This window comes from Mycobacterium sp. NGS34, assembly GCF_059812845.1.
The window spans coordinates 77,389-98,490 of the sequence record NZ_JCALDM010000001.1; the positions used below are offsets into that span (position 1 = coordinate 77,389).

Annotated in this window: 24 protein-coding genes, 1 tRNA gene and 2 pseudogenes; 9 read left to right on the forward strand and 18 right to left on the reverse strand. The window is 67.6% G+C overall.

The annotated features are described in order from the left end of the window. Positions 1–358: 358 nt before the first annotated feature. Positions 359–637: pseudogene (locus AC5Y7V_RS00415) on the reverse strand (ATPase, T2SS/T4P/T4SS family); the annotation flags it as partial. A 163-nt stretch (positions 638–800) separates the two neighbouring features. On the opposite strand from AC5Y7V_RS00415, the gene AC5Y7V_RS00420 reads away from it, so the two are divergent. The 3 genes from AC5Y7V_RS00420 (at position 801) to AC5Y7V_RS00430 (ending at position 2,989) form a co-directional block, all read left to right on the forward strand. Next, positions 801–1,607 carry a DUF5343 domain-containing protein gene (locus AC5Y7V_RS00420; RefSeq protein WP_499878094.1) on the forward strand — a complete coding sequence of 269 codons (807 nt, stop codon included), beginning with the start codon at positions 801–803 and terminating at the stop codon, positions 1,605–1,607. A 206-nt stretch (positions 1,608–1,813) separates the two neighbouring features. Beyond that, positions 1,814–2,707: a hypothetical protein gene (locus AC5Y7V_RS00425; protein WP_499878095.1), complete on the forward strand. Its 894-nt coding sequence runs from the start codon at positions 1,814–1,816 to the stop codon at positions 2,705–2,707. Positions 2,708–2,803: 96 nt separating this feature from the next. Further along, the gene (locus AC5Y7V_RS00430) at positions 2,804–2,989 is read left to right on the forward strand and encodes a hypothetical protein (RefSeq protein WP_499878096.1); all 186 of its coding nucleotides are present in this window, start codon (positions 2,804–2,806) and stop codon (positions 2,987–2,989) included. 96 nt (positions 2,990–3,085) lie between these two features. On the opposite strand, the gene AC5Y7V_RS00435 is transcribed toward AC5Y7V_RS00430, so the two are convergent. The 6 genes from AC5Y7V_RS00435 to AC5Y7V_RS00460 form a co-directional block, all read right to left on the reverse strand. After that, positions 3,086–4,057, reverse strand: coding sequence for an LLM class flavin-dependent oxidoreductase (locus AC5Y7V_RS00435; RefSeq protein ID WP_499878097.1), 972 nt, complete (start codon positions 4,055–4,057; stop codon positions 3,086–3,088). Position 4,058: 1 nt separating this feature from the next. Then, complete coding sequence (locus tag AC5Y7V_RS00440; RefSeq protein ID WP_499878098.1) at positions 4,059–4,538, reverse strand: VOC family protein; 480 nt, start codon at positions 4,536–4,538, stop codon at positions 4,059–4,061. Positions 4,539–4,554: 16 nt separating this feature from the next. Further along, the gene (locus tag AC5Y7V_RS00445; protein WP_499878099.1) at positions 4,555–5,304 is read right to left on the reverse strand and encodes an SDR family NAD(P)-dependent oxidoreductase; all 750 of its coding nucleotides are present in this window, start codon (positions 5,302–5,304) and stop codon (positions 4,555–4,557) included. Next, positions 5,301–6,536 carry an MBL fold metallo-hydrolase gene (locus tag AC5Y7V_RS00450; RefSeq protein WP_499878100.1) on the reverse strand — a complete coding sequence of 412 codons (1,236 nt, stop codon included), beginning with the start codon at positions 6,534–6,536 and terminating at the stop codon, positions 5,301–5,303. Before AC5Y7V_RS00450 ends, AC5Y7V_RS00445 begins: the two co-directional genes overlap by 4 nt. A gap of 14 nt (positions 6,537–6,550) precedes the next feature. Next, entirely contained in the window at positions 6,551–7,828 is a 1,278-nt protein-coding gene (locus tag AC5Y7V_RS00455; RefSeq protein ID WP_499878101.1) for a sulfotransferase family protein, read from the reverse strand. A 66-nt stretch (positions 7,829–7,894) separates the two neighbouring features. Further along, positions 7,895–8,281: a DUF2237 family protein gene (locus AC5Y7V_RS00460; RefSeq protein WP_499878102.1), complete on the reverse strand. Its 387-nt coding sequence runs from the start codon at positions 8,279–8,281 to the stop codon at positions 7,895–7,897. Positions 8,282–8,462: 181 nt separating this feature from the next. Between AC5Y7V_RS00460 and AC5Y7V_RS00465 the strand changes: the two genes are divergently transcribed. Further along, positions 8,463–8,849 (forward strand): hypothetical protein, encoded by a 387-nt coding sequence (locus AC5Y7V_RS00465; RefSeq protein WP_499878103.1) that lies wholly within the window; start codon positions 8,463–8,465, stop codon positions 8,847–8,849. Positions 8,850–9,055: 206 nt separating this feature from the next. Beyond that, positions 9,056–10,216 carry a cellulase family glycosylhydrolase gene (locus tag AC5Y7V_RS00470; protein WP_499878104.1) on the forward strand — a complete coding sequence of 387 codons (1,161 nt, stop codon included), beginning with the start codon at positions 9,056–9,058 and terminating at the stop codon, positions 10,214–10,216. Between the two features lie 27 nt (positions 10,217–10,243). Here the strand turns inward: AC5Y7V_RS00470 and AC5Y7V_RS00475 are convergent. The 4 genes and pseudogenes from AC5Y7V_RS00475 to AC5Y7V_RS00490 form a co-directional block, all read right to left on the reverse strand. Further along, positions 10,244–10,651 (reverse strand): annotated as a pseudogene (locus tag AC5Y7V_RS00475) (arsenate reductase ArsC); the annotation flags it as partial. 186 nt (positions 10,652–10,837) lie between these two features. Further along, positions 10,838–10,927, reverse strand: a tRNA-Ser gene (locus AC5Y7V_RS00480). A gap of 29 nt (positions 10,928–10,956) precedes the next feature. Further along, positions 10,957–11,415, reverse strand: coding sequence for a nucleoside deaminase (locus tag AC5Y7V_RS00485; protein ID WP_499878880.1), 459 nt, complete (start codon positions 11,413–11,415; stop codon positions 10,957–10,959). Beyond that, positions 11,415–11,936 (reverse strand): tRNA adenosine deaminase-associated protein, encoded by a 522-nt coding sequence (locus AC5Y7V_RS00490; RefSeq protein WP_499878105.1) that lies wholly within the window; start codon positions 11,934–11,936, stop codon positions 11,415–11,417. Before AC5Y7V_RS00490 ends, AC5Y7V_RS00485 begins: the two co-directional genes overlap by 1 nt. A gap of 114 nt (positions 11,937–12,050) precedes the next feature. On the opposite strand from AC5Y7V_RS00490, the gene AC5Y7V_RS00495 reads away from it, so the two are divergent. Beyond that, positions 12,051–12,989, forward strand: a complete 939-nt coding sequence (locus AC5Y7V_RS00495; RefSeq protein ID WP_499878881.1) for a prephenate dehydrogenase — start codon at positions 12,051–12,053, stop codon at positions 12,987–12,989. On the opposite strand, the gene AC5Y7V_RS00500 is transcribed toward AC5Y7V_RS00495, so the two are convergent. From AC5Y7V_RS00500 to AC5Y7V_RS00520, 5 genes are read right to left on the reverse strand one after another with little or no spacing between them, the layout of a single operon-like run. Beyond that, positions 12,952–13,548: a putative glycolipid-binding domain-containing protein gene (locus AC5Y7V_RS00500; protein WP_499878106.1), complete on the reverse strand. Its 597-nt coding sequence runs from the start codon at positions 13,546–13,548 to the stop codon at positions 12,952–12,954. The two genes, AC5Y7V_RS00495 and AC5Y7V_RS00500, sit on opposite strands and share 38 nt — an antisense overlap. 4 nt (positions 13,549–13,552) lie before the next feature. Further along, on the reverse strand, positions 13,553–14,299 hold the full coding sequence (locus tag AC5Y7V_RS00505) for an ABC transporter permease (protein WP_499878107.1): 747 nt from the start codon (positions 14,297–14,299) through the stop codon (positions 13,553–13,555). Beyond that, positions 14,296–14,982 carry an ABC transporter permease gene (locus AC5Y7V_RS00510; protein ID WP_499878108.1) on the reverse strand — a complete coding sequence of 229 codons (687 nt, stop codon included), beginning with the start codon at positions 14,980–14,982 and terminating at the stop codon, positions 14,296–14,298. The genes AC5Y7V_RS00505 and AC5Y7V_RS00510 overlap by 4 nt, the downstream gene beginning before the upstream one ends. A gap of 2 nt (positions 14,983–14,984) precedes the next feature. Beyond that, a complete protein-coding gene (locus AC5Y7V_RS00515) occupies positions 14,985–16,076 on the reverse strand; it encodes an ABC transporter ATP-binding protein (RefSeq protein WP_499878109.1) in 1,092 nt (363 codons plus the stop codon). Then, positions 16,073–16,999, reverse strand: coding sequence for an ABC transporter substrate-binding protein (locus AC5Y7V_RS00520; protein WP_499878110.1), 927 nt, complete (start codon positions 16,997–16,999; stop codon positions 16,073–16,075). Before AC5Y7V_RS00520 ends, AC5Y7V_RS00515 begins: the two co-directional genes overlap by 4 nt. Before the next feature lie 103 nt (positions 17,000–17,102). On the opposite strand from AC5Y7V_RS00520, the gene AC5Y7V_RS00525 reads away from it, so the two are divergent. Further along, positions 17,103–17,456 (forward strand): LapA family protein, encoded by a 354-nt coding sequence (locus AC5Y7V_RS00525; protein ID WP_499878111.1) that lies wholly within the window; start codon positions 17,103–17,105, stop codon positions 17,454–17,456. Positions 17,457–17,561: 105 nt separating this feature from the next. Here the strand turns inward: AC5Y7V_RS00525 and AC5Y7V_RS00530 are convergent, their stop codons facing one another. Continuing rightward, positions 17,562–18,608, reverse strand: a complete 1,047-nt coding sequence (locus AC5Y7V_RS00530) for a phosphotransferase family protein (RefSeq protein ID WP_499878112.1) — start codon at positions 18,606–18,608, stop codon at positions 17,562–17,564. 35 nt (positions 18,609–18,643) lie between these two features. Next, a complete protein-coding gene (locus tag AC5Y7V_RS00535) occupies positions 18,644–19,252 on the reverse strand; it encodes a histidine phosphatase family protein (protein WP_499878113.1) in 609 nt (202 codons plus the stop codon). A 77-nt stretch (positions 19,253–19,329) separates the two neighbouring features. On the opposite strand from AC5Y7V_RS00535, the gene AC5Y7V_RS00540 reads away from it, so the two are divergent. Together AC5Y7V_RS00540 and AC5Y7V_RS00545 are read left to right on the forward strand one after the other, a co-directional pair. Further along, positions 19,330–19,998: a class I SAM-dependent methyltransferase gene (locus AC5Y7V_RS00540; protein ID WP_499878114.1), complete on the forward strand. Its 669-nt coding sequence runs from the start codon at positions 19,330–19,332 to the stop codon at positions 19,996–19,998. 72 nt (positions 19,999–20,070) lie between these two features. Then, on the forward strand, positions 20,071–21,102 hold the full coding sequence (locus tag AC5Y7V_RS00545) for a phosphotransferase family protein (RefSeq protein WP_499878115.1): 1,032 nt from the start codon (positions 20,071–20,073) through the stop codon (positions 21,100–21,102).

Here is a 21,102-nt window from a genome sequence, read left to right on the forward strand (position 1 = left end):
TCGTTGTCGCTGGTGCTGATCGAACCACACGGTCGCACGTCGCCGCCGGGCGATTCACGGCGAGCTGAATGGGCACAGTACTTGCGCTGCTGATCGATATCGTCGGCCGGCCACCGGAACACATACTGCTGGAGGACGTGCCGGACAGCTCGCTGGCTCGAGTCGACGATCTCGACCGGTGCGCCGCACTATGGGAGGCCGCCGACACCGTCTCCATTCAGCTGCAGCAGCCGCCCGCCACCGCGCTGGAGGCGGCGCGGCGGGCCCGGCAACGGGGCTGCAGGTGGTCGCGGACGGCGTGCCGGCACCTGAGGTTCGCGACGACCTCCTCGCGATGGTCGACGTACTGGGCGCCGACGCCAGCGCCGCCGTCGTGGCCGGTGTTCAGCGCCGCCAGCAAATCGACCACCTCGGAGACCCTGACCTCGCCGACCACGATGCGGTCGGGCCGCATCCGCAACGCCTGGCGGACCAGTTCACGCACCGAAACCTCGCCGACGCCCTCGACGTTGGGACACCGCGCGACCAGCCTGACCAGATGCGGACGCCGGTGCGCCAGCTCGGCCGCATCCTGGACGCACACGATGCGTTCGGTGGCCGGCACGGGGCCCGGCACCGCCGCGAGCAAGGTCGTCTTGACCACATCTCACTAACAACCCCTCTGCACACCTCATCAGTAACCTGTCGGCTTCCCGTCCGGGCGCGGGCACCCCGCGGCCGGTGTAACGCGAGATGCTATTTGCGCGGATGCCCGTGGATCGTGTTACAGTCATGCTGGTACACGAGAGGAGGGTATCAACGTGGCGTTACAAGAGGTCGAACAGATGGGATACGCGTCGCCCGCGACGGTCCGTACTGTCATTAGCCGATTTCGTGACCAGGGTCTTCCGTCGCCGCTGACCGTCGAGTCGATTCAACGTGTCGGCGTTACGGAAAGCCAGGCCCCTCGGACCCTTCAGAGTTTGAAGATACTCGGGCTGATCGACGGCGACGGCATGCCGACTGACCAGTTCGAAGAGCTACGCCGGGTCCCTGCCGCCGATTTCAAGCCGGCGTTGGTAGCACTTCTGCGCCAGGCCTACGCCCCTGTGTTTGGGGTTTTGGAACCTGCTGGCGCGACGTACGAGGCGGTCCACGACGCATTCCGTACGTTCAAGCCTGAGGGACAGCGCGATCGGATGGTTGCGCTATTTCTTGGCCTTCTTGAATTTGCCGAATACAGCGAGGACCTGCCCACTGGACGAGGTGCGGGCGGGCAGCGTGCATCGTCAGTGACCGGGCAGTACCGAGTTGCCGGTACAAGAACGCTCAAGCAGACATCGGGCCGTACGACTGTCGTGAAACGTGATCAACCAAAACCGTCGGCCCCGCAGACGCTGCGAAAGGCCGAAGAGCGTGGTGAACGGGTCGAGGTCAAGTTGGGCTCTGCCGGCACGGTGGTCACGTACGTGGACGTTCGTTGGCTAGAGCTTCCTGCTGACCGTTTCACGGCACTTCGCCAGGTGATCGAGGACCTCAAGTCGCTGGGCTATGAGGATTCCCCGCGTCAGGCCGCGGGCGAAATCACCTCGTTAGAAGAGGGTGAGGGCGGGTCAATGAGGGGATAAGCGCCCCGCCGCCAGTGCCCGTCTAACGAAGGGAGCGGCGGGGGCCAAGGGCCGGGCAGTGCCGGGAGTGTTGCAGACTTCTGACGCGGTGCGAATCCCGTCCGGCTCACAGTTTATCGGCAGACGCCGATAAAAAGGGTAATCAACTGCTCGACTAGGGGGCGGCACTCCGTGGCCGCGGTGCGAGACGAAAGGAGCCGGGGGTTTTGCACACGTTCGCCAAGTGCATCGCGTTCCCTTTTGTGATGCTTTGGCGCTTGGTCTTGTTACTCAGGCGCCTGGCTGTCGCGTTTTTCAAGGATTCGCGTCTCCCTGCAGCTATGCGGCACTGCCCCGAATACGTTCCCATCGCGCTGTACGGTTTAAGTACCGCCGCTGGCGTACCGGCGAGCCTGTGGACAGGCGGATGGAGAATCGCGTGTGTCACCGTCGTGTTCGTCTCTTTCGGGTTTGCCACGGTACTGATGTACGCCCGGTACGTGCAGTTCCGATCGTTCGAGAAGTACAAGATGCTAGCCGTCGAGCGGGTGAAGCAGGAGCATCGAGATGACATTGAACGCTGGCTGGGCAAGCACTTGGTCAACATCCTCAACGTCATCGCGGAAGTGCTTCTGGAAGAAGATGGTGTGAAGCGGCACGAGCTCGCAAGTAATGCCCGGAAGACCGCTGTGTGTATGGCAGCAAACCTCGTCGGTAAGAGCGCAGGCAATGGCACCCGGGCTAACCTCTACCGTTTGAACCGTGAGCAAACAGAAATGAGACTTGAGCCAGGCGCGTTCTACGGACGGGGAGATCGTTCGACGCGCGTGTTCTCGTTGGCTGACGACAAGTTCGACATCTTCAAGAACACCATGAGCAACGAGATCACGTTCGTCGAATCGATTCCCGACAAGGTGATCGAAGACGAGCACTTGTCCGGGACGTACCGGACGTACATCACTCATCCCGTGTCGATCGTTGGCGGCACAACGGACGAGCCGTTCCATACATACGGCGTCCTGACGGTCGATTGCCCGACTGCCGGTGACCTGGACCCAAAAGTCGACGTAGCGAAGGTCGCGGTCTTCGCGACACTCATCGCCGCGACATATGAGTGCTGATCGAGCCGCCTGCCTACGGGAAAACTGTCGGCATTATGGGTACGTTGTATGGCATGAGAGGTTATATTGGCCTCTTCCAGGAAGAAAGTGGGGGCAATGGCCGGGAAGTTCTCGCGCAAGATTGTCCGTCCAGCAGTCGACACGGAAGCCGTTAAGTTACTTAGGGATAACCCGAGCGGCTACTTCGAGAAAGAGCGGAGCCGTGACGCGCTGCCGTTCGGTTTCGCGGTCAGTGATTCATCCAAGGCTGAAGGCGCGACCGCTAGGAATGACAGCGACTAAGGGTTCCTGTGGACAACTCCGCCGCCGACCGCAGGTCGGCGGCGGTTTTTTGTTAAAAATCCTGTTCAGACGCGCTTGATCTAAACGCATGGGCAATCAGGTGAGCGCCGGCAGGACCTTGTCGGTGAGCAGCTGGACCGACTTCCACGCTTCGTCGACGGGCATGCCCCCCACCAGCGGGTGCATCACCAACGGCCCGAAGTCCTCGGCCTGGCGCACCTCGGCGATCAGCTGATCGGGCGTGAGGAACCGGTACCGTCCCGACGCCCTCACCTCGTCCAGGGTCCGAACCCCGGGCAGGTGCATCAGCGAACGCTGATCGGCCGACCATCCGCCGTAAGTGACCGCCTCCCAAAGGATGTGGTCGCCGAGCTCCGCCCAGGCGCGGTCCGGGTCCTCGTGCAGGAAGATCATCCCGCGGTTGATCGCCCCGGGCATCACGACGAGCGGCTTGAGGCCGACCTCGGCGCACAGGGCGCGATAGTAGGCGGCGACGTCGGGCAGGTGGTCGGCGAGGCTGAGCGGGAGCCGAAAGCGGGCCGCGCGCCGCGCCGTCGCGCGCGAACCGCCGCCGACGAACAGCGGCGGATGCGGCCTGGTCCAGGTGCCGGTGCAGACCTCCGCGTCCGCGCCGGCGCCGGACCACACGGACAGCATCCGCTCGACCAGTCCGTCCATCAGCTCACCGCGGCGGCCGAAATCGACTCCGAGCGCCTCGTATTCGACCGTGCGGTAGCCCAGGCCCACCGTGGTGAGCAGCCGGCCGCGGCTCATGTTGTCGACGAGCGCGATGTCCTCGGCGAGCCGGACGGGATTCCACAGCGGTCCCAGCGCGCAGTCGACGCTGGCGATCAGCGTGGTGGTTCGGGCCAGGAACATCGACGCGGCCATGATCGGGTTGCAGCTCCAGCCGTGCCCGGTCGCGTGATGCTCGTCGACGCTGATCGACGTGATGCCGTGGGATTCGCCCCATTGCGCCAGCTCGAGCGCGGCGGACAGCAGCCCGCCCTGGGTGCGCGGATCGCCTTGCGGCGACGCGAAATTGAAGCGCAGCACGGTCAGCAGCACGTCATGCCTCCGCCGGTCCCGCCATCGACTGCAGGAATGCGGGGAAGTCGGGGAAAAGCGCGCGGTCGACGATCTCGATGCGGGTGCCGGTGGCGTCGGTGAAGTAGGCGAACAGCGAAAGATCGGACCCGGGCGTATCGGCGGTCATCTCGAATGTGAAGCCGTTGGCCTCCAGCGCCCGGGCGGTCTCGGCCAAGTCATCGCTGAAGTAGCCGAGGTGATGGACGGCGTTGCCCGGCGCCGCCGTCCACGGGCTGCCGGGAACCTCCTGCACGAGTTCGACGTGGGGGCTTTGCAGGGAGTAGACGATCGTCGAGGTCAATTCGCGGACGCCGGAGGCGGTGCGGAAGGGCAGCGTGTAGCTCATCGGTTTGATCCAGCGGTAGCCGGCCAGCGCGCTCAGCCTGGCCATCGCCGCGCCGAGCTCGGGCACGACGACGCCGGTGTGATAGAAGTCCTGCGGGTGCAGAGCGAATGTCATTGTCAGCCCCTGGCTTTCAGATGCAGTCCGACGCGCCGTCGACCACGAAGAGCGCGCCGCTGGTGTAGCTGCTTTGCTCGGTGCACAAGAAGGCGACCGTCGGCGCGACCTCCCCGACGGACCCGAAGCGATGCAACGGGATGTGGGCCAGCTCGGATTCGACCAGCTCGGCCGCCCCGTGCATGGGCGCGGTCATCGGGGTGTCGATCGTGCCCGGCGCCACCGCGTTCACCCGGATCCCCTTGCCTGCCCACTTCACCGCGAGATTGCGGGTGATGCAGACGACCCCGGCTTTCGCCGCGCCGTATCCGGGGACCAGTGGGACCGCGCGCAGCGCGGACATCGACGCGACGTTCACCACGCTGGCGCCCCCGGCGGCGGTCGACGACTTCAGCGCCCGATACAACGCGACCGTCAGCCGGTACGGGCCGATCAGGTTGAGTGCGACGGATGCGTCGAACCCGTCTGGCTTCGACTCGTCAAGCCCGCCTGGGAAATTCGCGCCCGCGTTGTTCACCAGGACGTCGAGGCGCGCGAACGCCTGCGCCAGCGCGTCCACCGATTCGGGGTCGGTGATGCGTAACTGTCGATACGCCATGCCCGACAGGTCCTTGTCGTAGTCCGCCGCCGCGGGTTTGGTCCCGGTGATGGTGACCTCGGCTCCGGCGTCGCGGAACAGCGTTGCGGTGGCATGACCGATTCCGCTGGTGCCGCCGGTGACCAGGACCTCGGTCCCGGTGAAGTCGAAGCTGACTCGCGCCGTCATATGTTCCTCGCTAGTTGGTTTCGAAGCCAGGCACTTTCCCAGAAGTTGGTGCTGTCGGCCAGCAGCGTCTCATGAGCCCGGTTCAACACGTCGCGGGCCCCGGCGTGCTCGTGGGGAACCAGCTCGGCGAGGTGGATGGCGTGCAGTGGCCGCCCCGCCTCGAGGTGCGCGCGCGCCTTGTCCACCAGCGCGTCGGCGCCGGCCAGCTCCACCACGTCGGCGGCGACGGCGTCGAAACCGACCGGGTAGAGCTCGGTGGTCGACCGGTGGTGGAACCAGCCCGAGTAGTTCTCCCACACGGCCCGCACATCCCAGTCGACCTTCCCGTAGCCTTGTCCGACTTCGCATTCCGCGGGCAGGGTGATCTCACGCATCAGGGTGTGGACGTCCTTGCCCGCGTTCATCCCGGCGACCGTCTGGTCGTGGATGTATTGGATCGCGTCGCGCAGGCGGGTCAATTCGGCGTTGATGCGCCGCTGCCCGGCGATCGGCTCGAAGTGACCGGTCACCAGGAGCTCGGGCTCCAGATCCCGGACCCGCTCGACCGACGCGATGGCGGTGAGGGCGTCGCGGTAGCGGTCGCCGCGCATGGTGACGAGGTTGGGGATGTGACCGAATATCGGACCAAACGTGTTCCCGCACAGGCAGATCCGCTCGTCCGGCAGCCACACCACCAGCGAGTCGGTGGTCTCACCGCCGGGCACCGCGAGCAACTCCAGGCGTCGCCCGCCAAGCTCCAGGGTCAGGGTGTCCTCGAAGTCGAGGTCGACGGCGGGCACGCTCTGGGCGGCCAGCCGCTTGGTCCCGAGCCGCCGCTGGATGTCTTGGATTCCCGATGCCAGCCTGTCCTTGAACGCGAAGGCGCTGCGGGCGGCGCGGTACGGGATCAGCCGTTCGTTGTCGTCGCGCCACGCGGTCCAGTTCGCCTGTGCGACAACCGTTGTGTCGGGGTCGCGCACGCTGTCCAGGCCGCCGACGTGGTCGACGTGGCCCTGCGTGAAGATGATGTAGCGCACCGGCGACGGGTCGACGGCGTCGAAGTTGGCGCGGTGCACCGGCCCCTCGAATCCCATGCCGGTGTTGACGATGACCCGCCCCTCGGCGGTGGTCAGCAGGTAGGCGTTCGACAGGCCCGGCGAGCACCACAGTCCCGGGGCTATCGGCGTGGCCTCCGCCGCGGCGGCCGGGCGCATGGCATCCGCGCCGGGTCTGCTGCGATAGACCGGTTCCATCGCTGATGTCTCCTTTATTCGGGGTGGACGTCGAACCTGTCGAAGTAGAAGCCGAAGCGCCCGCGGAGTTCGTCGGGCGAGATGCCGAAGTGTCGTTGCAGCGCGTAGCGGACGCGGCCGTGCTTGCCGCGCGGATTGCCGTCCAGATAGTTCTGCAGGCGACCGCGCACTCTGGGTGTCAGTTCGACTCCACCGCGCTGGTAAAGCTGCTCCAGCAGCGGCATTTCGTCGCCGTTGAGGTGGTGGAAGCTGATGTCGATGCTGCGTTCGGCGGGAACCAGGTCGCGGTCGCGCACGCACGCGCCGAGCAGCCGCTGCACGCGGTCGCTCCAGTAGTCCAGCAACCATTCGGGGTCGATGCTGGTCCGGCGTAGCCGGTCGGAGTAGGCCATCATCGTGATGGCCGACTGGACCACGGCGACGGGATCGCGGTGGGTGAATGCGACCGTCGCGTCGGGAAAGGTCGCCATCAGCGGGCCGAGCTGCTCGCAGTGCTGCGGGCTCTTCAGCACCCAAGTCCGCGGACCCCGCAGGAACGTCAGCGCCTGCAGGACCTTCTTCATATAGGCGTAGTGCCGGGTCTGGTCGAGCCCCAGGTAGTAGTCGCGCCAATCCGGCACGCGCGCATGCCATTCCAGGACGTAGGCGGCAAGGTCGAGGTCGAGGAGTTCGACCTCCTCCTCGATCGCCTCCGGGAAGCGGTCGTGCATGGCGGCGACCACCGGGGCGCTGGCCATGAGCGCGTCGTGCTCGTCCTTGGCGCGCGCGTAGCGAGGGTCGACCCCGGAAATGTCGGGGCCCTGCCCGAGCGCGGGTATCGGGTCCTGGCTTTCCCAGTAGGGCAGCGCGCGCCGGCGCGGGTCGGCGGCAATGAGGTTGACCAGATGCGTGGTTCCGGATCGCGGCATCCCGACGACGATGAAGGGCTGCTCGATCGGGATCGATTCGATTTCGGGGTAGCGCTTGATGAGGTCGGTCAGCGACAGCCGGTTGCGCACCAGGCGGACCACGCGTTGCCGCAGCGTGTTGCGAGTGAGCTGGGTCAGGCCACCGTCGGCCTCGATCGCGGCCACGTGCGCGGTCAGCCGGTCGCCGAACCCGTCGGTGTCGTCCAGGTCGTCGGCGCCCGCATGTTCGACGGCCTCGGCCAGCATCCGGTCGACGTCGAACTCGACGCGCTTGGCTTCGGTGAATTCGAGAATCTGGCGCTGGACGTCGGTCAGCCGGGGCGACGTCAGGTCGTCGAAGTCGATGTCATCCACGTCGGTGAAGCCGGGGCCCGCAGCACCCACGCGACCGCCTCCTCGACATTGACTGCGTCGAAGTTACCGTGCGGCGTGCGGGCGCGTCAGGAAGCTCTACAGGTTGGCCAGGTCGTCGGGGACGTCGACCTTGTGTTCCTCGAGCGCCTCCAGGGGCACCACCTCGAGCGTGCGCTCGTGGGTGGACGCCAGCACCACGGGCGCGGCGCACCCGTCGTTGTGGGCGCGAAGCCAGTTCAGCGCGGTGACGCACCAGCGGTCGCCGGGCAGCAGGCCGGGGAAGCGGTGCTCGGGAACCGGCGTCAGCAGGTCGTTGCCGATCGAGCGCTGGTGTTCCAGGAATTCAGCGGTCATCACCGCGCAGACGGTGTGCCGACCGAGGTCTTCTGAGCCGGTCGAGCAACAGCCGTCGCGGTAGAAACCTGTAAGCGGGTCAGTGCCGCACGGTTCCAGCGGGCCACCGAGCACATTGCGATCAGGCACCGGTTAAGTATCGCGCCCCCGGACGCAAAATTTGTAGTCACTTTCGCCATCGGAGCCGGGCTTTTTTTCGCGGGCGCCGGCAGTCCGCCCAATGTCGACGCCGAACCCAGGACAATCACGGCCGCCAGCTGCGTTAGTCATTCCCCACGCGATCGGCCGTGCTGCGCGGTAGGTTTTGCCTGTGAAACTTACCGGGGCTTTCCTGGCGGAAGCGGCCGCGACGGTCGACAACAAGCTCAACGTGCAAGGCGGCGTGCTGTCCAAGTTCACGGTCGGCCCCGACCGGTATGCGCGGCTTGTCCTCGTGGTGCTGACGCTGGCCGAAAGCGGGGATTCGGACCGGCGAGTCGACGTCGAGATCAAGCCCCCGACACTCGACGCGGCGCAATACAAATGGTTCGACGCGCCCGAAGCCAGCATCGGGGAATTCCCGGGGTTCGCCTTCTTCGAAATCGAGGCACGGCTGCCCGTCGACGGCCGCTGGACGATCGAGGTCAGTTGCGGCGATTCGTCGGTCTCGTTACCGCTCGTCGTGGACGGGTGGGCGCCGTCGTCCCTTGACATTTGAGCAGGCGCGTTTTCGGCTGGCTCGCAACGGCGTTGCACACCAAGGGATTCCGCCGCGCTTCGTCCGCCGGTCCACGGTGACCCCCGACCGGGCGCGCGAATGGCGGTAGGTCACAACAAGATAACAATTTCCGAAGCGCCGAGAAGCTGGCGCGACGCGCTGGCCAAATACCGGGTGCCGGGCCTTGGGAAATTTATCGTCATTTGGTGCACCGTCGTACGGCCCTGAAGCTTCCATTGCTGCTGGCGGCGGGCACGGCCCTGGTGCATGCGCCTCGCGCGTCCGCGGACCCGGCGCCGCGCTCCTCCGGCGAGATAACCCGGTGGTCGCCCGACCGGGCCAACCGCTGGTATCAAGCGCAGGGATGGCTGGTCGGCGCGAACTACATCACGTCGAACGCAATCAATCAGCTCGAGATGTTCCAGCCCGGGACCTACGACCTTCGGCGCATCAACACCGAGCTGAGCTGGGCCCGGGCCTACGGTTTCAACAGCGTGCGGGTTTTCCTGCATGACCAGTTGTGGGCCCAGGACGCCCGGGGCTTTCACAACCGCCTCGCGCAGTTCGTCAGCGTCGCCGCCAGCCACGGCATCAGGCCGCTGTTCGTGTTCTTCGACTCCTGCTGGGACCCGTTTCCCAAACTGGGGCCGCAGCGCGCGCCGCGGCCCGGCGTCCACAACTCGGGGTGGGTCCAGAGCCCCGGCGCCGAACGCCTCGGCGACCCCGCCTACACCCAGGTCCTGCACGACTACGTGACCAGCGTGTTGACCCAATTCCGCAGCGACAACCGGGTTTTGGGATGGGACCTGTGGAACGAACCCGACAATCCCGCGCGCGTGTACGCCAAAGTCGAGCGCAAAGACAAGCTGGAGCGCGTCGCCGAGCTGCTCCCCCAGGTGTTCCGCTGGGCCCGTGCGGTCGATCCCAGCCAGCCCCTGACGAGCGGGGTTTGGCGCGGCGCCGACCAAGGCGAGCGCGGCGGCGCCAGCGCCATCAGCGATATCCAGCTGAACAACGCCGACGTGATCACCTTCCACTCCTACGCCGAGCCCACGGGCTTCGAGGCGCGGGTCGCCGAGCTCGCGCCGATGGGACGCCCGATCATCTGCACCGAGTACATGGCCCGGCCGCAGGGCAGCACGATCGACTCGATCCTGCCCATCGCGAAGCGCCGCAACATCGGCGCCTTCAACTGGGGGCTGGTCGCCGGAAAGACCCAGACCTACTACCCGTGGGACTCGTGGGATCACCCGTACGCGGCGCCGCCGAAGGTGTGGTTTCACGACCTGCTGCAACCCGACGGCCGGCCGTATCGCGACAGCGAATTCCAGACGGCCCGCAGCCTGGGCGGCGGCGGACCCACGTAAGGCGCTCCGAACTCCGCCAAGCGGTGATTACGGGGTGCTGGTGGTGGGAAGGAGTTCGGCGATGAGTGCGTGGACGTGCTTGACGATGTCATCGCGGATCGCACGAACGATGTCGGGCGGTTGGCCTTCCGGGTCCTCGAGTTTCCAGTCGCGATAGGTGACTCCGGGGAAGTAGGGGCTGATGTCGCCGCAGCCCATAGTGATCACGATGTCGCTGGCCCGCACGGCGCCGGGGGTGAGGAGTTTGGGGGCTGCGGCGGTGATGTCGATACCGATTTCTGCCATCGCTGCGACGGCGGCCGGGCTGATCACGGAGGCGGGTTCGGTTCCGGTGGAGCGAACTTCGATGCGATCACCGGCAAGGTGTGTGAGCACCGCTGCGGCCATTTGAGAGCGGCCCGCGTTGTGCACGCAGACGAACATGACGCTGGGTCTGGCCGTCATCGGCAGGGGCTCCTCGACGCCCTTCGACCAGCAGAAACGAGCCTTCGCAGCCGAATGCCGCGCCACGAAGCTATGAAATTTGTTGATTTGAACTTTGCCCATCTTGTGCCCAAACGTCGCCCACTCAGCAGCGCCGGGGCGTGAAGCAGGCGCGTTACCTGCGGTTTTTTCATTACTTGGCGGTGGCGGAGGGATTTGAACCCTCGGACGGTTTTAGCCGTCACACGCTTTCGAGGCGTGCTCCTTAGGCCGCTCGGACACGCCACCGCCAGGCAGCTTACCGAACCGGACCCCACTCACCCCAATCGCTGGCGGGCGAAGAAGGCCTCCAGCGGCTCGGCGCACTCCCGCGCCAGCACGCCGCCACGCACCTCGGGGCGATGGTTGAGCCGACGGTCGCGGACCACGTCCCATAGCGACCCGACGGCTCCCGTCTTGGGCTCCCACGCTCCGAACACCAGCCGCGCGACGCGGGCCAGCACCAGCGCGCCCGCGCACATGGTGCACGGCTCGACCGTCACCGCCAGCGTGGCCCCCACCAGCCGCCAACCGTCGCCGAGCGCGCTCGCTGCCGCCCGCATCGCCACGATTTCCGCGTGCGCGGTCGGATCCCCAAGGGCCTCACGGGCGTTCACCGCCCGGGCGAGCTCCGTCCCGTCGGCGCCGACGACCACCGCACCGATCGGCACGTCGCGCGGGCCCGCCGTCGCGGCGACCTCCAGCGCGGCACGGATCAGGTCTTCGTCGTCGGGTATCACCGACCGAGGCGGTCGATCACCGCCGACAGCTGGTCGGCGAAGCCCATCTCGCGGGCGATGCGGCCCAATTGCTCGTCGGCGTACAGGTCGGTCTCGTCGAGGATGACGCCCAGCACCGCATCGGGCAGCCCGACGTCGGACAGCAACCCCAGGTCGCCCTCCTCGAAGGGGTCCGCGTCCTCGAGGTCCTCGGGATCGATGTCGGCGTCGAGGTTGTCGAGCACTTCGGCGGCGATGTCGTAGTCCAGCGCGGCGGTGGCGTCCGAGAGCAGCAGCCGGGTCCCCGACGGGCCCGGGCGCACGATGACGAAGAACTCGTCGTCGACGTCGAGGAGCCCGAACACGGCGCCCGAGCTGCGCAGCTCACGGAGCTCCGTCTCGGCGATCTGCAGGCTCGTCAGCGCCTTGGCGCCCATGGGGTAACAGCGCCAATTGCCCTCTTCTCGCACGACCGCGACGCCGAAACCGTCCGGTGTGTCCGCGGACGGGCCTTGCGCTGGCGCCCGCTGTGCTCCCATGGGCGCCTACGCTAGTCGCTGACCAGGCCACCTGACCAGATGGAACACCGCCGCCCGGCAAAAGTGTGCAAACCTAAGACGGTGGCCCACCCCGTATCCAAGACTCCCGTCTGCGTGCTCGGGCTGGGACTGATCGGCGGCTCGATCATGCGGGCCGCCACCGCGGCCGGCCGCGACGTATTCGGCTACAACCGATCGGTCGAGGGCGCGCAGGCGGCCACCGCCGATGGCTTCGACGCCAGCACCGACATCACCAAGACCCTGACCCGGGCCGCCGACGCCGACGCGCTGATCGTCCTGGCCGTGCCGATGCCGGCGTTTGCCGGCATGCTCGCCCACGTCAGCGAACTGGCCCCACACTGCCCGCTGACCGACGTCACCAGCGTCAAGAGCGCGGTCGTCAACGAGGTCGCCTCGGCGGGCCTGCTGGAACGCTTTGTCGGCGGTCACCCGATGACGGGCACCGCCGACTCGGGCTGGGCCGCCGGCTACGCCGGGCTGTTCACCAGGGCCCCGTGGGTGATCAGCGTGGACGACCACGTCGACCCGGTCGTGTGGTCGATGGTGATGACGCTGGCGCTGGACTGCGGCGCCCTGGTGGTCCCGGCCAAATCGGACGAGCACGACGCGGCGGCGGCCGCCATCTCGCACCTGCCCCACCTGCTCGCCGAGGCGCTGGCGGTGACCGCCGGCGAGGTCCCGCTGGCGTTTGCCCTGGCGGCCGGGTCGTTCCGGGACGGCACTCGGGTGGCCGGCACCGCCCCCGACCTGGTCCGGGCGATGTGCGAGGGCAACTCGGAGCAGCTGCTCCCGGCCGTCGATCAGGTCATCGAGTTGCTGCGGCGCGCGCGCGAGTCGCTGGCCAGCCACAACTCGCTGGCCGACCTCATCGACGCGGGCCACGCCGCGCGGACCCGGTACGACAGCTTCCCGCGCTCCGACATCTTCACGGTCGTCATCGGCGAGGAGAAGTGGCGCGAGGAACTGGCCGCCGCCGGCCGGGCGGGCGGGGTGATCAGATCCGCTCTGCCAAGCTTGGATAGTCCACAATGAAGCCGTCCTCGTCGACGCTCACGGTGGTGTCGGCGACCGGCGAGCGCAGCTTGATTCCGTCGAGACGGCCCTCGCTGGTGTAGCTCACGGTCGCCGCGGTGACGGACATGTCGGGCACGTTCACGTAGACCATCGGCAGCGTCACCATGTCCGCCCGTTCGTGCAGCGCGAGGCGCCGGATCGGCAGCGCATTGAAGAACGGGCTGAACACCACGTCGACATCCAGCGCGCCGTTGTATCCGGCGCGCCGCTCGCCCTGGTGGTCGGTGATCAGCCACATGTTTTCCTCGTCGCGGGCGATGGAGAGCACGCGCTCGCGCTCGGCCAGCGTCACGGTCAGGCCGAGCCGCTTGGTGGCGCCGGTCTCGTCGGTCTGCAGGTCGTAGTAGGCGCCGAACGCCGGATTGGTCGGGGTGGCGGCGGCCACGATGCGCCCATTAGCCCTCATCCGCTTGTTGGACAGCTGGATTCGTACCGATTCCATGCGCGAGATGTCCTGCGCGCGCCAGGTCAACATCGCCTGCCACACGCGCCGGGGGTCAGAGGGGGCTGGGTTCACGCTTCTACCGTAAAACTTGTCCACCGACCGCGGCAGGTTTGTCCGGAAGTGCGGTGGGCGTCACGCGGTCGCGCCGACGCACGCGCCCACGTAACCGGCCGGTACCGGGCGCCGACGCCCACACAGCGAGCGCCAACAGCCCGTCGAGGATCAGCGCCAACGCGGCCACCATCAGCGCGCCGACCAGCGCGAGCTGGAACTGCCGTTCCTTGATCCCGTCGATCAGGTATCGGCCCAGGCCGCCGAGGCTGGCGTAGGCGGCGACGGTTGCGGTGGCGACCACCTGCAGGGTCGCGCTGCGCAGCCCGCCCAGGATCAGCGGCAGCGCGTTGGGGATCTCCGCGCGCAGCAGCACCTGCGCCTCGGTCATGCCCATGGCGCGGGCGGCATCGACGACCGTGGGCTCGACGTTGGCGACGCCCGCATAGGTGCCGGCCAGCAGCGACGGGACGCCCAGCAACATCAGCGCGACCAGGGGCGGCCCCAAACCCAGGCCGAACAGCAGCACGCCCAGCAGCAGCACCCCCAGCGTCGGCAGGGCGCGCAGCCCGTTGACGGCGCCGACCACCAGCAGCGTGCCGCGCCCGGTGTGCCCGATGATCAGCCCGATCGGGACGGCGATCAGCGCCGACGCGCCCACCGCGATCGCGGTGTATTCCAGATGCTCCAGGATCCGCGCCGCCAGCCCGACGGGACCGGTCCAGTTGTCCGCGGTCAGGAGGTAGGAGAGGGCCTGCTGCACGAAGCTCATCGCGCCCCGCCCACGACCGGTGCCACCACCGACCGGCGGCGCGGGGTGCGCCCGGCCCGTTCCCACGGCGTGGCGAGTCGGCCCGCCACGACGATGAGCGCGTCGATGACGATCGCCAGCACGAACAGCGCGATGATGCCGGCGACGATCTGATCGCTCTTGTCGGTCTGATAACCCTCGGTGAACCAGGTGCCCAGCCCGCCGATGCCGATCACCGAACCCACCGAGACCATCGCGATGTTCGTCACCACCACCACGCGCAGCCCGGCGACGAGCACCGGAATGGACAGCGGCAGTTCGACTCTCAGCATCCGCTTGATCGCCGGATAGCCGACGGCGGTGGCGGCGTCGCTTATCTGGGCGGGCACCGCGTCCAGCGCCTCGAGCACCGCCCGCACCAACAGCGCGGCGGTGTAGGCCGTCAGCGCCACCATGACGTTGGCCTCGTCGAGGATCCGGGTTCCGATGATCGTCGGCAACACCACGAACAACGCCAGCGACGGGACGGTGAACACGACGCTGGCGGTCGCCGTCGTCAGGCGCCGGGCGATCGGCGCGCGCTGCACCAGCACGCCCAGCGGCACCGCGATCGCCAACCCGATCACGACCGGCACCAACGACAGCCGCAGATGGACGACGGTCAGGGCCCAGGCGTCGTCGAGGTGGGTGAGCAGGTAGTGCACGGCTAGGCCCTTCGCCGGGCTTCCACCGCGGCCAGCACGTCGGCGGCCAGCACGCCGCCGATGACCTTGCCGCCGTCGTCGACGGCCACACCCAGACCCGACGGCGACGACAGCGCCGCGTCGAGCGCGTGGCTGAGGTTGCCGTCGGGGCGGAACACCGACCCGACGCCGCCCATGCTGTCGGTCAGCGACGCGCCCGCGCGGAGCTTCCGCAGGCCTTCGGCGTCGATCCAGCCCACCGGGGCGCCGGCCGCGTCGACCACCACCGCCCAGGCGTCCGGCAGGCCGGCCTCGGGGAGGCTGCCCTCGGCGATCCGCTCGATGTCGTGCAACGGCAACCCGTCCGCGCCCATCAGCTGCAACCATCGGTAGCCACGGCCGAGACCGATGAACCTGGCGACGAATTCGTTGGCCGGGCGCGACAGCAGGTGCGCGGGTTCGTCGTACTGCTGCAGCACGCCGTCGGAGAACACCGCTATCCGTTCGCCGAGGCGCAGCGCCTCGTCGATGTCGTGTGTGACGAACACGGTGGTCTTGTGCAATTCGCTTTGCAGACGCAATATTTCGTTCTGCAGCTCATGGCGCACCACCGGGTCGACGGCGGAGAACGGCTCGTCCATCAACAGGATCGGCGGGTCCGCGGCGAGCGCGCGCGCCACCCCGACACGTTGTTGTTCGCCGCCCGAGAGCTGCGCCGGGTAGCGGGAGGCGATCTTGGCGTCCAACCCGACGCGCTCGAGCACCCCGTAGGCGGCCTTGCGGGCGTCCCGGCGGGACCGGCCCTTGAGCACCGGAACGGTTGCCACGTTGTCGATCACGCGTTGATGGGGCATCAGGCCGGCGTGCTGGATGACGTAGCCGATCCCGAGGCGCAGCCGCACCGGGTTGACGGTCGACACGTCCGACCCGTTGACGGTTATTTTGCCGGAGGTTGGCTCGATCATCCGGTTGATCATCCGCAACGCCGTGGTCTTGCCGCTGCCCGAAGACCCTACGAACACCGTCAATTCGCCGTTGGGGACTACCAGGCTCAGCCGGTCGACGGCGGTCGTCCCGTCGGCGAATACCTTGCTGACATTGTCGAATACGATCAACGCGGTTGGCCGATCGGGTGGTTGAAGCCGTTGTCGCGCACCCAGTTTCGCGCAGCCTGGTCGGGATCGATGCCGGAATTTCCCGATACCGCGGCGTTGAGGCCGGCCAGGCCGGCGGTGGTCAGTTTCGCCGAGACCGCGTCCAGCACGTCCTTGAGGTGGTCCGATTTCTTCTGCGAATTCACCAGCGGCACAATGTTGCCGGCCAGGAAGTTGTGCTGCGGGTCCTCGAGCGCCACCAGATGATTCTGCAGCATCGCCGGTGAGGTGCTGAAGATGTTGGCGGCCGTCACCTTGCCCTCCACCAACGCGCGCACGGTGACCGCGCCGCCGCCGTCGTTGATCGCGACGAAGTTGCCGGGGGCGATGTTGAGTCCGTACTTCTGGCGCAGACCCGGCAGGCCGGACGGGCGCGTCTCGAACGCCGAGGGCGCCCCGAACCGCACGTCGGGCGAGTGCGCCGCCAGGTCGCCGATGGTCTTGAGGTTCCAGTCGCCGGCCGTGCCGCCAGTGACCGTGACCGTGTCGGTGTCCGAAGCCGGCGACGGCGTGAGGACCGAGAGGTCACCGGGCAGCTTCTTGTACAGCTCCAGCTCGACGTCGTCGAGCATGGTCGCGGTGGAGTCGGGCGCGAAGTACAGCAGCAGGTTGCCGATGTATTCGGGCACCAAGTCGATGGAATGATCCTTCAGCGCAGGCACGTAGGTCTCCCTGCTACCGATGCCCATCCGCCGACCGATCTCGAACCCGTTGGCCTGCAACGCTTCCGCGTAGATCTCGGCGACGATCTCCGATTCGGGAAAGTCGCCGGAACCGACCACGATGGATTTGGGGCTGCGCGTCTGCGCCCCCAACGGATCGGAGTTGCTGCACGCCGCGACCAGGCATATCGCGGCCAGCAGCGCCGCCGCCCGCGTCCTCATACCGCCGACACTAACGGCAGAAGCGCTGCCGCGCCGAGGGGTCGCACGGGTGGTTTTGGGTGGATTTGTTTCAATCTGCGCAGGATGGGACAAAGATGACAGTATGAGCGGCCAAATCCCTGCCACGCCTCCCCCGCCTCCCCCGCCGCCGCCGGATCCACAACACGGCGCGACGGCCAAGGAACCGGCCGTCGGGTTCACCCGCGCCGGCGCCCTGTGGACGTCCCTGATCGCCGGTTTCCTGATCCTGATCGTGTTGCTGATCTTCATCGCTCAGAACACGGATTCAGCGGCGTTTGCGTTCCTGGGCTGGCGCTGGAGCCTGCCGCTGGGCGTGGCCATCCTGCTGTCGGCGGTGGTGGGCGGCCTGATCACGGTGGCGGCCGGCACCGCCCGCATCCTTCAGCTGCGCCGCGCGGCGAAGAAGCATCACGCGGCGGCGCACTCGACACCCTGAGGGCGCGCGGGTGTGAATCGTGTGCGTTTTCGTGTGAACGCTGGGCGGGAAAATCGCCGAAATCCCGCCCTCAATACACAGTCAAAAGCCGTCAGTACACACTGACTAGCCGGGCAGCTTGGCGAGCTCCGCGAGGCCGCGGGAGATCAGCGGCGCGACCACCTCGGGCGTGTGCTCGGATTCCTTCCCACTCGCCAGGTCCGACATGCGCCGGCGGAAGTCGATGCCGGCGGCGATGATCGCGAGCTTGAAATAGGCCAGCGCCATGTAGAACTCCCAATGCGCCAGCGGCAGTCCGGACACCAGCGAGTAGCGGTCGGCCAGCTCGTCGGCCGTCGGCAACAGCGGCGATGTCCACGCGGCCTGCGCGTTGACGATCAGGTCGAGCGCCGGGTCGCGGTAGACGCACATCAGCGCGGCATCGGACAGCGGATCCCCGAGGGTCGAGAGCTCCCAGTCCACGACCGCGCGGACCTTTGTCGGGTCGTCGGCGTCGAGGATGGTGTTGTCGATCCGGTAGTCGCCGTGCACGATCGAGGTCCGGCTCTGCTGCGGAATGGATTGGCTCAGGCCCGAATGCAGGCGTTCCACATCGGCGTCGCGGTGGTCGTCTTGCAGCCGCACCAGCTCCCACTGCGAACCCCAGCGCCGCACCTGACGCTCCAGGTAACCGCTGGGCTTGCCAAAGTCGGCCAGTCCCACGGCGTTCGGGTCGACGCTGTGCAAATCGACGAGGACCCGGATCAGTGAGTCGACGCAGGCGTCGATGACGGTGTGACTGAACGCTTCGAGCTGAGCGCGCCGCCGCACCACCTGACCGGCAACGAATTCGACGATCTGAAACGGCGCGCCCAGCACCGAATCGTCCTCGCACAGCGCGATCGTGCGTGCCACCGGAACGGGCGTGTCCTGCAGCGCGGCGACGACCTTGTATTCGCGGGCCATGTCGTGGGCCGAGGGTGTCAGGCCGTGCAGCGGCGGGCGCCGCACCAGCCAGTTGGTCGCGTCGTCGTACACCCGGAACGTCAGATTCGAGCGGCCGCCGGAGATGAATTCGCCCCTCAGCTCGCCGTCGCGGCCGATCCCGAGCGAACGCAGGTACCGGTCGAGCGAGGCCAGGTCGAGCCCGTCGAGTCGGTCAACTGAATTCACTCGAACTTGTTTACCATCGCTGATGTCGGGCACCTTCACCACCGCTGATTTCTAGGAAGCAGGTCCCACACGTGTTCGACGGTGTTGACCCCCGCCACCGTCGCCTGACCCGTCCGCGAGAACAGCAGCCGGGTCACCGACGCGTAGTCGACGGGGAAGGACAACAATCGCGTCGTGCCCAGGATCTCGTGCAGCAGGACGTTGATCACCCCGCCGTGGCTGAACACCGCGACCGTGTCCTCGGGGTCGGCTGCGGCGACGAGGTCGTCGACCCCGGCGCGGACGCGGGCGCGAAACGCGTCCTCGTCGACCGCGCTGGGCAGATGCCCCTCGGCCAGGCGGGCCCATTCCTCCGGTCGTTCCGCCTTGATCTGCTCGACGGGGATGTAGACCGGAAGGTCGCGGTCGTATTCGGCGAATCGGTCGTCGATCTCGACGGGCAGCCGGCGGGCGGCCGCAACGGGTTCGGCGGTCTGGACGGCGCGCCGCTGGGGGCTGCTCACCACCCGCGCGATGGGGAACCGGGCGAGCGCGTCGGGCAGGCGCTCGACCTGTGCCCACCCCTGCTCGGACAGGTCCGGGTCGGAGCCCTCGCCGTGTTCGCTGCGCAGCGGTAACGCATGCCGGACCAACAGCACTTGCATGTTTGTTCCCGTCGTCGGATGGTGGGCAGCGCCCAGTTTCTCATCGCGCCCCGCGACACCGATCTCGAGGAGGAGAGATGACCCAGCCGCAGATGGATTGGGACGCCGCATACCGGCAGGAAACGCCGCCGCCGTGGAGCATCGGCCGGCCACAGCCCGAGCTGGCGGCGCTGATCGACGAAGACAAGATCCGCAGCGACGTCCTGGATTCCGGCTGCGGCCACGCTGCCCTGTCGCTCGCCCTCGCCGCGCGCGGCTACACCGTCGTCGGCCTGGACGCCAGCGCTACCGCGGTCGAGGCCGCCGCCGCCGCGGCCGCCGAACAAGGCCTGACCACAGCGACTTTCGCGCAGGCCGACGTCACCAGCTTCGGGGGCTACGACGGTCGCTTCGCCACGATCCTGGACAGCGGACTGTTCCACGCGCTGCCGCCGGAGAGCCGCCAGGACTACCTGCGATCGATCTTTCGGGCCGCCGCGCCCGGGGCGGCGCTGTACATCCTGGCCTTCGCCGCGGGTGCCCTGGGCCCTCAGAGCGGCGACCGGCCCGGCCCGCGCGGATTCACGGAGATCGAGTTGCGCGACGCCGTCGCGCAGTTCTGGCACGTCGACGACATCCGCCCCGCCAAGCTCTACGGCAACGCCGGAGCGCTCGCGCCGTCCGGCGATCCGTTGCCCGACGTCGAATTCGACACCGAAGGCCACTTCCTGGCGGCGGGCTTCCTGCTGAGCGCGCACAAACCCTGATACCGGCGCCGAGGGTTTCCCGCACCTCGCGGAGAATGCTATTCTCCGCACGGAGAGTGGGGTGTGCAGCCTATGGCCAGTGTCAGCGAGACCCAACTGGAGCCGAAAGCCCTTGCCCGTTGGCTGGATGCGAGCGGCGCGCCGGGCGCCGGCGAGCAACCGGTGCTGGAGCAGCTCAAGGGCGGCTCCCAGAACACCCTGTACCTGATCGAGCGCGGCGGCGAGCGCATGGTGCTGCGGATGCCGGGCGTCCGCGCCGACGCGGCCCGCATCGACGGCTTGCTCCGCGAGATCCGGTTGGTCCGCGCGCTGTCGGGCACCGACGTGCCACACGCGGCGCTGATCGCAGCGGACGACACCGGCACCGTGCTCGGCATGCCGTTCTACGTGATGCAGGCGATCGACGGGTGGAGCCCGATGGACGGCGGGTGGCAGGCGCCGTTCGACACCGACCTGGACGCCCGGCGCGGGTTGGCGTTCGAGTTGGTCGAGGGCGCCGCCAAACTGGGAAGGGTGGACTGGCGCGCGCAAGGACTCGAGGGCTTCGGTCGCCCGGACGGATTCCACGAACGGCAGGTCGATCGCTGGCTGAAGTTCCTCGACGCCTACAAGGTGCGCGAGCTGCCCGGCCTGCACGAGGCCGCCGACTGGCTGCGCGACAACCGGCCCTCCCACTACAAGCCTGGCATCATGCACGGCGACTACCAGTTCGCCAATGTGATGTTCGCGCACGGGGCGCCGGCGCGCTTGGCCGCGATCGTGGACTGGGAGATGACGACGGTCGGCGATCCGCTGCTCGATCTGGCGTGGGCACTGTTGGGCTACGACGGCGAGGAGCCCAGCAGCGACGGGTTCTACCTGGACATGCGCGGCATGCCGCGGCGCAGCGAATTGCTCGAGCACTACGAGAAGATCAGTGGGCTGTCCACCGAGAACATCGACTATTACCTGGTGCTGGCCAACTGGAAGCTCGGCATCGTGCTGGAGAAGACCTACGCGGCGGGGGTCAAGACCGGAAAAGTCGACCCGAACATCCAGGAAACCTTCGGCGCGATGATCCCCCGGCTCATCGCCACCGCGGCCGAGCTCGCCGGGGCGCGCTGA